Origin of the sequence: Paenibacillus vandeheii (genome assembly GCF_030433635.1) — a bacterium.
Taxonomy (GTDB): domain Bacteria; phylum Bacillota; class Bacilli; order Paenibacillales; family Paenibacillaceae; genus Paenibacillus; species Paenibacillus vandeheii.
In genome coordinates this window covers 79,024-92,713 of record NZ_JAROCD010000005.1, presented here as the reverse complement: position 1 = coordinate 92,713, position 13,690 = coordinate 79,024, and the positions used below count along the sequence as shown (strand labels likewise).

Sequence of the window (13,690 nt, the reverse complement as noted above, 5' to 3'; positions counted from 1 at the left end):
TCAGTGGTCACATCGTACCACTTTCTCGCTGAGAAAGCGTTAACTGCAAGTAAAAGTTTGTAAAAAAATTCACCATTCGAAGTATACATTCTGAGAAATTCATACTCAGCCGCTGCTGTTTAATGAAGATTGCTCCACTTCTTGAAGGAATGTACAAATTGTTGGTAAAAAAAACACCACGCTTCTATCGGTCATGGAAGACTCAATAAAAATGTGGTGTTCACTTATCTATACAGAAGTTCAATTATTTGTTTCAGATTACCCTTATTCCTGATCCTTTCAGGACACCTTATTCTCAATTCTGAGCTTGTCAGCGACCATCGCGATGAACTCGGAGTTCGTCGGTTTCGACTTGCTGATGTTGATGGTATAGCCAAACAGGTGGCTGATGCTGTCGATGTTGCCACGGGTCCAAGCCACTTCAATGGCATGACGGATCGCACGTTCGACGCGAGACGGCGTTGTTTTGAACTTTTCGGCAATCGCTGGATAGAGGGTTTTGGTGATGGCTCCCAAAATTTCGATATTGTTATACACCATGGTGATGGCTTCGCGTAAATACTGATATCCTTTAATATGCGCAGGAACGCCGATTTCATGTATGATGGACGTAATGCTTGCATCCAAATTTTTGTGTTTACCCATCGGCACCACGTTGGACTTGTTCATAAACATCGATGAACCGCTACCACCGCCTGTGGAGATCGTGGTTTGTGTGCCAACCAGTTGACGAACACGATTCGCGAGTACTTCCATGTCAAACGGTTTCAGGATGTAATAAGAAGCTCCGAGTTGCACGGCACGCTGTGTGATATTCTCTTGTCCGAAAGCCGTAAGCATAATGACTTTGGGCTGTGGAGACAGATTCAGGTTGCGCAGACGCTCCAACACACCCAGTCCATCCAGGTGAGGCATAATAATATCCAGAATCAGTACATCTGGTACATCGCGTGTCTGCTCCAGCAGCTGCAGCACTTCTTCTCCATTGTAAGCAATCCCAGTCACTTCCATATCTTCCTGTTCGGATATATATTCGGCAAGCAAATTCGTAAATTCACGATTATCATCGGCCAGCAGTACCTCAATTTTTTGCAAAACGGTATCCTCCTTTAATTTAAACATCGTTTCGTACATTTCCTTACAGGTTAAATTTTCGACACAGCAGAGGAAATTCCTTCTGTCGAATATTATTTTTCTTTATTTTTTTTTCTCGTTGCTATATAATAAATATTTTATTTCATTATCTGATGTTTTATGTTTCCATTCGACAAAAAAACCTTAAGGAGGTTAACCCGCCTTAAGGTTTTTTGCATTATCCTTCTTCATCATGACTCCTGCATCCTGTAACATCCATTCAATGAAACAGCCATAACCTGATTTCGGATCATTGACGAATACATGGGTCACAGCACCAATCAATTTTCCATTTTGAACAATTGGACTGCCACTCATGCCTTGTACAATGCCTCCGGTCTTATCCAACAGCTTCGGATCAGTTATACGAAGCACTAGACCTTTCGTTGCCGGTTCGGATTGGTCGGCAACATGAACAATATCAATCGCGAAACGTTCCACTTGCTGCCCCTCAACGACAGTGAGAATTTCTGCAGGACCTTCCTTTACTTCATGGGAGAAAGCAACGGGAATGCCTTTGGAATACAAACTATGTTCAGGATTACCGGACATTTTACCAAAGATACCAAAAGCCGTATTGCGTTCAATATTGCCCAAAATTTTACTCTCTTTCAGGAAATGAGCGCGTTTCTCACCCGGATCACCGGATTCACTCTTGGAAATCGACGTTACATTGGACTGAACGATCTGGCCACTACCGACAACGATGGAGGTTTGAGTATTCATATCCGTAATGACATGTCCCAGCGCGCCATACACGCCCTGATCCGGAGCATAGAAGGTTAATGTCCCTACACCTGCTGCGGAGTCACGAATGTACAATCCAAGCCTCCAGGCTTTATCTTCAGCATCATAAGCAGGTGTCAAACGGGTTTTAACCGTTTCTTTGCCGCGTTTTAATACGACATCAATTCCTTTTTTGTTCTTGCCTGCAAGCTCAACAGCTTCAGCGACACCCGATACACCATCCAGACGCTTACCGTCCATATGGGTAATCAGATCTCCAAGCTTGATACCTGCTGATTCTCCAGGGGATACACGTTCATCCTGACCAGAACGGACGAGATGGTGCCCTACAACCAGAATCCCTGCAGATTTTACTTTGACGCCAATGGTTTGACCACCGGGCACTACACGCAAATCCGGAATTACGTTTACGTTAACCGTTTTTACCGGAATTTTGCCCCACAACTTTAACGTTAATTTGGCCTGTCCCGTTTGTTGGGGATGAAGATGCAAAGGTTGTTGCTTCGTTACGTGGACCGCAGTTTCCTTTCCATCGAAACCGACGATGTCAGGGCGATCCACAACAGCGCTTGAAGCAGCCGGTACAGCGAGATGAACATCAGCCTGCCTGCCTGCAAATACCTGTACCTCATCAGGTAATGAAGCAAAACTTTGCACAGGCTGAATGGCCTGGCTGATCACACATAGAAAGAAGGCAAATAAAAGACCTAGCAATTTCTTCCTGAGGGGGGAATTCAATGGCTGTCACACTCCCTTTGCTTCTTTCGCTTGACGAAAGGTGGTCGCCAATTGCGTACCTATAAGATAACCTCGCCCCCAGGCTTTTATTACTGTCAATCATTACGCCAGTCGCTCGTTTCACCCTTTTTTGGCTTCCGCCAAATTCAACATTTCCTGTGCATGATGCAGCGTTTTTTCTGTAATTTCCACACCGCCCAGCATACGTGCCAATTCTTTCACTCTGCCCTCGTCTGACAGCGATTCCACTTGTGTCATCGTGCGCCCGTCATAGACATGCTTTTCGATGAGATACTGATGATCCGCCATACAAGCCACTTGCGGCAAGTGAGTAATAGAGAAAACTTGGCAAGTGGAGGACAGACGGTATAATTTCTCCGCAATGGATTGTGCTGCTCTTCCACTCACACCCGTATCCACCTCGTCAAAGATCAACACCGGTATCCGATCATGACGTGCGAAGATACTCTTCATCGCCAGCATCATTCGGGACAACTCACCACCAGAGGCAATCTTGCCGAGCGGACGTAAAGGCTCACCTGGATTCGGAGAAATGAGGAATTCCGCATTATCTGCACCCTGACGCGTTAGACGAATACGACGCCCATTCCATTCAATCCCTTTTGAATCTTCAAAAGGAGTAATCTGAACTCGTAAAGTCGTTCTCTCCATCTGTAGATCCTTAAGCTCACTTTCCACCTGCGCTGCAAGTTCTTCTGCACATTGTTTACGAACACGGCTAAGTTCCTCGGCAGACTCCATAACCAACTTGAGCAATTTGTCCCGTTCATTACGCAGCTTCTCCAGACGTTCATCCTTGTTCTCCAGCTGGTCGGTTTCATGACTAATTTGTTCATAATAATTCAAAATAAGTTCTATACTGTCGCCGTATTTCCGTCTGAGGCCAGAAATCAGATTCAGTCGCTGTTCCACTTCTTCCAGTCTCCCTGGGTTAAATTCGATCTTCTCGCGATAATCGCGTAACTGAAACGTGGCGTCTTCCAGCTGATAAAATGCTGACTGGAGCTGTTCAACAATAGGCTGTAGCCCTTTGCTGTCATAACCCGATATATCTTCAATGCGTGACAGAGCGATGCTTACAGCTTCTAACCCACGTTGACCGCTAAGCAGATCATAGGCACCGGCTACACTGTCCATCATTTTCTCACTATGGGATAGTTTGACCCGTTCTTCTCCGAGTAATTCATCCTCACCCTGTGTTAAAGAAGCAGCTGCAATCTCTTCCAACTGAAAGCGATACATGTCCAGCAATTGATATGCCCGTTGACTGGATTCCTGAAGCGCACGCAGTTCTTTTTCCGCAGTAATAAATTTACTGTAGCGCTCCTGATACTCCGCTTTGACTGGACCTACGATGGCTGCCCCGTATGTATCCAGAAGTCCCAGATGACTCTCTGCACGTAACAAACTTTGGTGCTCATGCTGCCCATGAATATTAATTAATTTCTCTCCGACTTCACGAAGCATCGTCAAATTGACCAGTTGGCCGTTAATACGAGATGTGCTTTTACCTTGCGTGTTCAATTCACGACGGATCACCAGATGCTCCTCTGGCTCACAATGGATACCAAGCTTCTCCAGCGTCTCCCATACGGGATGGCTTGGCTCCATTTCAAACAGAGCCTCCATCTCGGCCTTCTCACATCCATACCGGATCAGATCGGCCGAGCTTCGTCCACCTGCAATTAAACCCAGCGCATCAATAATGATTGATTTACCCGCCCCTGTTTCGCCAGACAAAACATGAAATCCCGGGTGAAAAACAACATCAACCTCTTCCACAACAGCCAGATTACGAATCGATAATGTAACTAACATCTGCAAAAACACCTCCGGATGACTCCTCAGAAATTATGTTTTTGAACCATTATATTCTAGGAAATATAACCCATAATCCGCTCAATAACGGTCACGCTGTTACTTTCCGTCCGGCAAATGATGAGTATGGTATCATCTCCACAGATAGTCCCCATCACTTCCGTCCACTCGATATTATCGAGCAAAGCAGCAATGGAGTTCGCTGTGCCAGGCAAACACTTCATCACGACCAGATTGTTTGAGTGATCAATGTGTAAGAAGTTGTCCACCAGGGCACGTTTCAGCTTCTGAATCGGATTATATCGTTGGTCTGTCGGCAGCGAATACTTGTAACGTCCATCATCCATCGGGATTTTGATTAAAAGGAGTTCCTTGATATCCCGGGATACTGTAGCTTGTGTCACCTGAAATCCGGATTTACGCAAAGCTTCAACCAGATCATCCTGGGTTTCTATTTCGTTTTGACTAATAATTTCACGTATCTTAATGTGTCGTTGTCCTTTCATACATGCCTCCAGTTAAAAGTTCAATATATTGCAATAGACGGCAAATTTTAATTTCCGTATACTTTGCCATGCTGCAATTCGTTATTCGTTATATAAGCAACTTCCAGGTTATATCAATACCCTTAGTCCAGATCATCCCCATCGTATACGTCTTCCTGATAATCCATGAGCCTGATGATCTTGATATCCGATTCCTCCATGTCCACATACAGCAAGCCTTCACAGCCGGGATATAACAACAAATAATACAGGAAACGGTCTCGCAGGGATGGGCCAGTAAGTTCAAGTGGTTGTCTGCGACGAGACGTCTTTACCAGATATCTTTCCTCATCACGCTCTGCCACATAATCAATGAACAGCCTGCTGTAATAAACGGATTCATCCGCTTCAAAGGCAAGTGGAACCTTCATTTTACCTCCGATGACTTCATATCCTTCCGCTTCAAGTAGATCCAATGCCGGTGAGTCCTGGATTTCTGAATTCAGTTGCATACCCGACAAACTTACCGGAATCGGACGATTAACCCAATTCCGCAAGCCAAAGAACAGCCATAATATCAAGCAGACAGCAAGTACACCAATAACAATTGTGTCATATTGCCCATCCATCATCGCTCACCTCGAAGACATATTCGAGATTCGACAACCGATTTCCTTTTAGAATGTCACCTTTCCAGCGAAAAGAAACCCATCTTATGATGAGTTTCCTGTAAAAGTATGAGTAGCTTCCATTGCAACTTGATCTGCAAGTGCATCAAGTGAAGCCTGAACGTTCTCTTGTTGTGTTGCCTCCGGTTCTTCCAGACGCCAATGCGCGAGAAATTCGATATTGCCCTCTCCGCCTGTAATCGGCGAGAAAGTTAAACCCTTCAACTTCAACCCAAGCTCATTGGCGAAACGGAGCATCGTCTGCAAAACATCCTTGTGAACCTTAGAATCACGAACGACGCCAGACTTGCCGACTTTCTCACGGCCTGCTTCAAACTGAGGTTTAATCAACGCTACAATGTCTGCCGGCTGCTTCAGAAGTGCCAGCAACGGGGGTAAAATAATTCTCAGCGAAATAAAGGATACATCGATACTGGCAAAATTCGGTACAGGTCCATTTAAATCTTCCGGAGTTACATAACGGAAATTCGTTCTTTCCATTACATTAACCCGTTCATCATTACGGAGTGACCAATCCAGCTGGTTATATCCTACATCGATGGCATATACATGAGATGCACCATGCTGTAGAGCACAATCGGTAAATCCACCAGTCGATGAACCGATATCAAGCATCACAAGTCCATTCATATTGAGATCGAAGTGACGGATCGCTTTTTCAAGCTTTAATCCGCCTCTACCGACATAGGGGTGTACTGAACCCTTTACTTTAAGTTCGGCTTCCCTTGGAATCTTCATGCCCGCTTTTTCAATCCGCTCATTGTTGGCATATACCAGTCCAGCCATGATTGCAGCTTTTGCCTTCTCACGACTTTCGTAATATCCCTGCTCAACCAGCAGAACATCAATTCGTTCTTTCGGGAGTGACATGTCTTTCTCCTATCATGTAGTAATCCTAATTAATCAATCATGTGTTCCAGTTACTCTAATTGCTCCTGTTACGAAGGGAACCGAGTTCTGGACATGCCATATGAAGATTGGGCTGCCATACTGCGCAGCTCCGAGCTCACATTCTCGACCGTGAGTCCCACTTCAGCTCTCTGATCCTCAATGCTTCCATGCTCAATGAATCGATCAGGGATCCCCATCAGTTGCACATGAACATCATGCAGCCCTTGTTCTGCATAGAATTCCAGAACTGCACTGCCCATACTGCCAGCTTGTGATGCTTCTTCAAGCACAATCAACTTCGTGCCTCGGACTGCCAGATCACGCAGCATCTGCTCATCAAGCGGTTTAAGGAAGCGTGCGTTAATTACACCAACCGTAATACCTTCTCTTTTAACCGTCTCCGCAGCTTCTTCAGCAAGCTGTACCATCGATCCCGATGCGATAATCGCATAACCTTCAGATGGACGAAGCTGCTCCCATGTACCGATTGGAATTGGAATGAGTTCATTGTCTAGAGGTACGCCTACCACATTGTTTCGTGGATAACGATAAGCAATTGGACCTTCATTATATTCAAGCGCCGTCTTCATCATATGACGCAGTTCATTCTCATCCTTCGGCATCATCAGAACGATATTTGGAATATGACGCATAAACGCCACATCGTACACACCCTGATGCGTTTCGCCATCCGGCCCGACAAATCCGGCACGGTCAATAGCGAACATAACATTGGCGTTATGCCGACAAATATCATGTACAATCTGATCATATGCACGCTGCATAAACGTCGAATAAACGGCAAATACAGGTTTTAACCCTTCCATAGCCAGTGCTGCACACATGGTTGCCGCATGCTGTTCAGCAATACCCACGTCAATCATGCGATCAGGGAATTCCTTACTGAAAGGAATAAGTCCCGAACCTGTTGGCATGGCTGGTGTTACCGCTACAATTCGTTTATCCTGCTTAGCAAGATCAATCAACGTTTTACCAAACACTTCAGTATACATCGGTTTGCCTACAGCTTTTAGCACTTGACCTGATTCAATCTTGTACGGAGAAATGCCGTGCCATTTGTGTGAATCAGCCTCAGCTGGTTGATAACCTTTACCTTTGGTGGTGAGTACATGCACCATTACAGGGCCATCCACATTATCCGCCTGTTTGAACGTTTCAATCAATTTAGGAATGTCGTGTCCATCAATAGGTCCCAAATAGGTGAAGCCCAGCTCTTCGAACAGAACTCCTGGAACCATCATGTATTTGACACTATCTTTAATCCAGCTCGCCGATTTGGCCAAACGATCCCCGATGGCAGGAATTTTTTTGAGCATTCCTTCCACGTCGTCCTTGGCTTTCAAATAATGACGATCCGAACGGATTTTGCTCAAATATTTATGCATAGCCCCAACATTCGGAGCAATGGACATTTCATTATCATTGAGGATGACCATCAGTTTTTTCTGCTCATGACCAATGTGATTGAGAGCTTCAAAGGCCATACCACCTGTAAGCGCTCCATCCCCGATCATCGCAATAACCTGATTGTCTTCCCCTTTAAGATCACGGGCAAGCGCCATTCCCATTGCAGCAGACAACGATGTACTGCTGTGGCCGGCTTCCCATACATCATGTTCACTCTCGTTACGTTTAACAAATCCGCACATACCGTTGTGCTGACGCAGTGTATCAAAGCGATCCATCCGCCCCGTTAGAACCTTGTGCACATAAGCCTGATGCCCTACATCGAAAATCATTTTGTCCACAGGACTGTTATAGCAATAATGCAGGGCTACCGTGAGCTCAACCACTCCTAAGTTTGGTGCAAGATGGCCCCCTGTAACGGACAGCTTCTCAATCAGAAACTGCCGGATCTCTGCCGACAAAAGAACGAGATCATCCTGAGACATCGACTTTAGATCACTGGGTTGTTTAATTTGTGGAAGCAGCACGAGAATCTCCCCGCTTTCCTAGATTGTTTGATTGTTTTGTAAACGATATATATACAGTTTATTAAATCACATTAAAACATTATAACATAAAAGAACAAGAATCATAATTTACGGCACTATACTCCAGGTAACGAGCATTTTCGCCAGCAACGCACGTATGATCTTCCTCCATATGTATTCCTCAATTCATTTGGGACACTCTACTCATGAACCCAGAAAAAGCACATTAAAAGGATTACACTATTCTGAGTGATTTGAAACAGTGAAGTTATCCAGAACCTAATGATCACGACTCATCAGATAATCAGCAATCTCCATCAGTCTGGAAGGGTCAGGTAACTCCGCTCTATCAAGCGCATCTTTTGCAGATTGCGTAAGGGATTTCACCTCATGAAGAGATGCATCCATACCAATAAAATAAGGATAGGTAACCTTTTGCTGATTTACATCACTTTGCGTCTTCTTGCCCATTTTCTGCTCGTCACCCGTCAGGTCCAGAATATCATCCTGAATCTGAAAAGCCAGCCCCAGGTCTCTGCCAAATACTCGCAGCGCTTCCAATTGGCCTTCTGTTGCACCACCAATGCGAGCTCCAGCAATGAGGGAAAACACAATTAAATCTCCGGTCTTATGCAGATGAATGTACTGCAGTTGGGCAAGATCAGTCATCCCCTGCTCGCCTTCCATATCAGCCACTTGTCCGCCAACCATGCCTCTGGCTCCAGCCAGTTCGGACAATTCCTCCACAATGGACAACAATGCATCTGCTGACACACCGCTGCGACGACCTGCCTGAACGATACTATAAAAAGCATGCGTTAACAGTGCATCACCAGCCAATATAGCTGTCGCTTCACCAAATACTTTGTGATTCGTTAATTTTCCCCTGCGATAGTCGTCATTATCCATGGCAGGCAGGTCATCGTGGATCAACGAATAGGTATGAACCATCTCCACGGCGCAGGCTACCGGCAGTGCAGCTGAACGCTGTGCACCGAAGGCTTCCGCCGCAGCAACGACCAGAAGTGGACGAAGGCGTTTGCCCCCGGCCATAAGTGAATACTGCATCGCGTCAACCAGTGACTGAGGCACATCCCAGTGAACAGGAAGAGTCTGCTTCAACTCTCCCGTCACTTCAGCTGTGACTTCCTCAAGATACATTTCAAACGAAGGACGATTACTCATTGACTTCACCGCTTTCGTCGACGGCATTGCCGAACGGTTTCTTGCGAAGTTCCCCATCCTCTTCTACGATCATTTCGATCTTACGTTCCACTTGTTCCAGCTTCAAACCGCAAAGTTGTGAAAGCTTCATTCCACGCTGAAACAAATCAATGGCCTGTTCCAGTGGAACATCACCATGCTCTAGCTGACCTACGATGTCTTCCAATGCCGCCATTGCCTCTTCAAAATTCAATTCCGGTTCATTCGCCATGGGTATTGTCGTCCTCCTTCATTCCCCAAACCTGACAGTCCAGCTGCCCGTCTGTTAATTTAATCTTTATCGAATCTCCAGGCTGTACATCCTTTATCGATTTGATCAATCGTTGCTCCTGTTCGTCATATACAAGGCTGTAACCTCGTGACATGACTTTGAGCGGGCTAAGCGCATCCAGATGCCGCACAGATGATTTCCACTGCTGCTGCTTCGCTCTCGTAATGGATCGGATGGCAACCTCCAGCTGACGCCGGGCTGATGCATTCTCGCGCCTTGCTGCATTTACCTGTTCACGAGGATTGAAACGCTGCAATGCCGCACGCAAACGCTCCTGCTTCTCAGCTGTCCATTTCATGCGCGTATTTACGGTTCTCAGAAGTCGTTGTTGCAGCATGTCCAGTCGCTCCGTATGCTGCATTAAGGTACGTCTTGGGTGCACAAGTACAGGTGAACGTTGCAACCTGGCCAGTCGCTCGCGATTATGAACAGCACGCTGACGTAAGCTGTGCTGCAGCTGACGCTGACGCTGAGCAATCTGATCAAGCAGTTCAGCTCGATTGGGCACTGCCAGTTCGGCAGCAGCCGTAGGCGTTGCTGCACGCAGATCCGCAGCAAAATCAGCAATCGTAAAATCTGTTTCATGCCCGACTGCTGAGATCACTGGAATGTCCGAGCCCACAATCGCTCTTGCCACGATCTCCTCGTTGAAAGCCCACAACTCCTCCAATGATCCACCGCCTCGTCCAACAATCAGCACATCGGCTTCGCCCATTCGGTTCAGATTGTTGATGGCCTTCACAATGGAAGGAGCCGCGCCTTTACCCTGAACGAGAACAGGATATAGAATCACTTGGGCAGAGGGATATCTGCGTTGCAAGGTAATCATGATATCCCTTACCGCTGCACCTGTAGGTGAAGTGACCACACCAATCGTCTGTGGGAAACGGGGAATCGGCCTTTTCCGTGATGCAGAGAACAGCCCCTCGTCCTCCAGCTTTTTTTTCAGCTGCTCATAAGCCAAATACAGACTTCCGATACCGTCCGGCTGCATGTGTGTGGCGTAGAATTGATATTGTCCATCCCGTTCATACACCGAGACATTGCCACGAGCAATAACCCTTGCACCCTCCTTCGGTACAAAGGGCAATCGTTGATTATGGGACGCAAACATAATGGATTTAATTCGGCTGTCCTTGTCCTTCAATGTGAAATACATATGACCACTGGAGTGATGTGTAAAGTTGGAGATCTCTCCGCGCAGCCATACATCCGACAGTACCTGATCCGATTCCAGCTTCATCCGGATGTATCGGTTCAGGTCTTTAATGGAGTAGATTTTTTGATCTGCCACAGATTCGACCTAGGCCAATCCGTGAGCGCGTTTGGCAGCGATCAGTGTATTTTGCATCAACATGGTAATCGTCATTGGACCAACGCCTCCAGGAACGGGTGTAATTGGACCAGATACCGTCTTCACGCTTTCGAAATCCACATCCCCTGCCAGTTTGCCGTTATCCAAGCGGTTCATCCCAACATCAATTACGACGGCACCCGGTTTAACGAAATCGGCATCCACAAAGTTTGCACGTCCAATGGCAACCACAAGAATATCTGCTTGGCGCGTGATCTCTTTCATGTTCGCTGTGCGGGAATGACACATGGTTACCGTTGCGTTCTCACGTTGAAGCAGCAAGGATACCGGTTTGCCGACAATGTTGCTGCGTCCGATAACTACAGCATGTTTGCCCGACATTTCGAGACCCGTACGCTTGATCAGCTCGATTACGCCCGCAGGGGTACATGGCAACAGGCTATCATCCCCAATGACGAGATTACCCACATTAACCGGGTGGAAGCCGTCCACATCTTTGTCCACGGCGATCGCATCGATAACCGCTTTCTCTTCGATATGCTTCGGTAGTGGGAGCTGAACCAAAATGCCGTTAATGGATTCCTGCTTGTTCAGCTTGTCCACCAGAGCGAGCAGTTCCTCTTGGGACGTGCTTGCATCCAGACGATGAACTTCGGAATAGAAACCGAGGTCGTGACATGCTTTTTCTTTATTACGCACATATACTTGGGATGCCGGATCTTCCCCGACGAGCACAACAGCCAGACCAGGTACTACTCCCTGTTCGCTAAGCTGTTTTACTTCAGTTGTCATGCTTGCGCGGATTTCTTGGGATACTTCTTTACCGTTAATAATAGATGCTGTCACTGTACTCTCTCTCCCTTATGTGAACATATGATTTAGAATCGGTACTGAAAACCGGTCTTTTTGAAAACAAACTATAGTTAATTGTAACTTAAGACATTTTTGCTTTGATGGTGTCGACTTCCTGAATCATGCGCCCAAGTACACCATTAACGAATTTACCGGATTCATCTGTACCAAAATATTTGGACAATTCAATCGCTTCATTGACGGATACCTTTGCCGGAATATCATCACGGAACACCATTTCATACGTCGAAAGCCGTAAAATCTGGCGATCTACCCGCGACAGACGACTTATCTGCCAGCCTTTCAAATAATCGACGAGTAAGCCGTCAATCGCTTCTTTATTGTTCCATGCGCCCTGTACCATTTCGGTCACGTAGGTACGCATCACATCTGCATCACGAATAACCACTTCGGTTTCATTGTCTTCAGCGGCTTCATTGATCAACATATTCACGGCTTCAGCTGCGCCCACTTCATTCATTTCCATCTGATACAGACTTTGTACTGCAATTTCCCTTGCCAAACGTCTTTTCATTTCCTGCCTCCTGCAGCGCTCCCTCTGGAGCGTCATCATGCTTATTTTAAAATATAAAATCTTTGATGGAATCAGAGATCTTATTATATTGTTATCCCTTTTCACAAAAAAACCTGCAATCGTTTCCTCCAAAAAACGGGCAACCTAAACTACAGCTCTATTTTCGGAAGAAACATATTGCAGGGTTCAGGTGGCTCACTTAAAGGGACGCCAGCGATCGCCGAGCCATTGCCCCCATTCCCTCCAGGGAATGAACGAGCCCAGCTTCGAGTCGCTTCGTCTGCCTAACGTATAACCGATGAACACCAAGAGTGCAAAGAACAACATATCCCAAAAACCGATCCATACATAAAGAAATCCAAAAAAGATGCCGCCGATAATTCCAGTAATTCGGCCTCTGTGACTATCCCAAATCTCTCTCCACAGCATCAGTGAAACTCACCTCATTCCACTCGACTCTTGTAGTTAGGCGACTGGGTAACGTTAGCGATATACACGGTGACAAAAGAAACCGGGATACCCGTAATCTCCTGTACATGATCATGTATTGCCTTCTGCAGATCGGATGTCAGCGTCGGGATTGGCGTCTCACCATCCACTACCGCGCGAATCATAATCTCCAGTCCGGATTCAACCACACGAATACGAGCTTTGACATCACGCACTCCCCGGAAACGGGAAGTTGCTTTGAGACAGAGATTTTCAATCGTTTCCATCGAAATCTGTACATCACCATACTCGGTACGCTGATCTACAGACGGCAATGAAGCACGATCACGTCGAACCGAGATGTAGAAAAATCGCAAACTCAGGATAAACAAAATCGCTGCTGCAACAACCGCCGCAACAATGACGTTTTGTTCCTGCTGGTAATTCAATTCGTAAGGCAGCACACCACTGATAAGAAGTATGACTGCTGCCGATATTGCTCCAACGCTTATGCTGTATATAAACAACAGAAGCCGATCCAGTATTTTAGCCACGAACTGCACAGCCTCCCTTGCTCACTAACATG

General features: G+C 46.3%; 14 protein-coding genes. All 14 read right to left on the bottom strand.

Annotation, left to right across the window (positions count from 1 at the left end):
• Positions 1-279: 279 nt before the first annotated feature.
• On the bottom strand, positions 280-1,095 hold the full coding sequence (gene spo0A, locus P5G61_RS10730) for a sporulation transcription factor Spo0A (protein ID WP_301246408.1): 816 nt from the start codon (positions 1,093-1,095) through the stop codon (positions 280-282).
• Between the two features lie 192 nt (positions 1,096-1,287).
• A complete protein-coding gene (gene spoIVB, locus P5G61_RS10725) occupies positions 1,288-2,619 on the bottom strand; it encodes a SpoIVB peptidase (protein WP_301246407.1) in 1,332 nt (443 codons plus the stop codon).
• A gap of 120 nt (positions 2,620-2,739) precedes the next feature.
• Positions 2,740-4,458 carry a DNA repair protein RecN gene (recN, locus tag P5G61_RS10720; RefSeq protein WP_301246406.1) on the bottom strand — a complete coding sequence of 573 codons (1,719 nt, stop codon included), beginning with the start codon at positions 4,456-4,458 and terminating at the stop codon, positions 2,740-2,742.
• A 56-nt stretch (positions 4,459-4,514) separates the two neighbouring features.
• Positions 4,515-4,964 (bottom strand): transcriptional regulator AhrC/ArgR, encoded by a 450-nt coding sequence (gene ahrC / locus P5G61_RS10715; protein WP_079349472.1) that lies wholly within the window; start codon positions 4,962-4,964, stop codon positions 4,515-4,517.
• A 122-nt stretch (positions 4,965-5,086) separates the two neighbouring features.
• Positions 5,087-5,572, bottom strand: a complete 486-nt coding sequence (locus P5G61_RS10710; protein WP_301246405.1) for a hypothetical protein — start codon at positions 5,570-5,572, stop codon at positions 5,087-5,089.
• 84 nt (positions 5,573-5,656) lie between these two features.
• Entirely contained in the window at positions 5,657-6,502 is an 846-nt protein-coding gene (locus P5G61_RS10705) for a TlyA family RNA methyltransferase (protein WP_301246404.1), read from the bottom strand.
• Between the two features lie 68 nt (positions 6,503-6,570).
• A complete protein-coding gene (gene dxs, locus P5G61_RS10700) occupies positions 6,571-8,478 on the bottom strand; it encodes a 1-deoxy-D-xylulose-5-phosphate synthase (protein WP_079349474.1) in 1,908 nt (635 codons plus the stop codon).
• Between the two features lie 279 nt (positions 8,479-8,757).
• Positions 8,758-9,663: a polyprenyl synthetase family protein gene (locus P5G61_RS10695; RefSeq protein WP_024630989.1), complete on the bottom strand. Its 906-nt coding sequence runs from the start codon at positions 9,661-9,663 to the stop codon at positions 8,758-8,760.
• Positions 9,656-9,913: an exodeoxyribonuclease VII small subunit gene (gene xseB / locus P5G61_RS10690; RefSeq protein WP_301246402.1), complete on the bottom strand. Its 258-nt coding sequence runs from the start codon at positions 9,911-9,913 to the stop codon at positions 9,656-9,658. The genes P5G61_RS10695 and xseB overlap by 8 nt, the downstream gene beginning before the upstream one ends.
• Positions 9,903-11,267, bottom strand: a complete 1,365-nt coding sequence (gene xseA, locus P5G61_RS10685) for an exodeoxyribonuclease VII large subunit (protein WP_301246401.1) — start codon at positions 11,265-11,267, stop codon at positions 9,903-9,905. The genes xseB and xseA overlap by 11 nt, the downstream gene beginning before the upstream one ends.
• Before the next feature lie 9 nt (positions 11,268-11,276).
• Positions 11,277-12,134, bottom strand: a complete 858-nt coding sequence (gene folD / locus P5G61_RS10680) for a bifunctional methylenetetrahydrofolate dehydrogenase/methenyltetrahydrofolate cyclohydrolase FolD (RefSeq protein WP_285078643.1) — start codon at positions 12,132-12,134, stop codon at positions 11,277-11,279.
• Positions 12,135-12,222: 88 nt separating this feature from the next.
• The gene (gene nusB, locus P5G61_RS10675) at positions 12,223-12,675 is read right to left on the bottom strand and encodes a transcription antitermination factor NusB (RefSeq protein ID WP_024630993.1); all 453 of its coding nucleotides are present in this window, start codon (positions 12,673-12,675) and stop codon (positions 12,223-12,225) included.
• 195 nt (positions 12,676-12,870) lie between these two features.
• Positions 12,871-13,104 carry a DUF2273 domain-containing protein gene (locus P5G61_RS10670; protein ID WP_094936964.1) on the bottom strand — a complete coding sequence of 78 codons (234 nt, stop codon included), beginning with the start codon at positions 13,102-13,104 and terminating at the stop codon, positions 12,871-12,873.
• Positions 13,105-13,118: 14 nt separating this feature from the next.
• A complete protein-coding gene (gene amaP, locus P5G61_RS10665; RefSeq protein ID WP_024630995.1) occupies positions 13,119-13,658 on the bottom strand; it encodes an alkaline shock response membrane anchor protein AmaP in 540 nt (179 codons plus the stop codon).
• Positions 13,659-13,690: the final 32 nt, after the last annotated feature.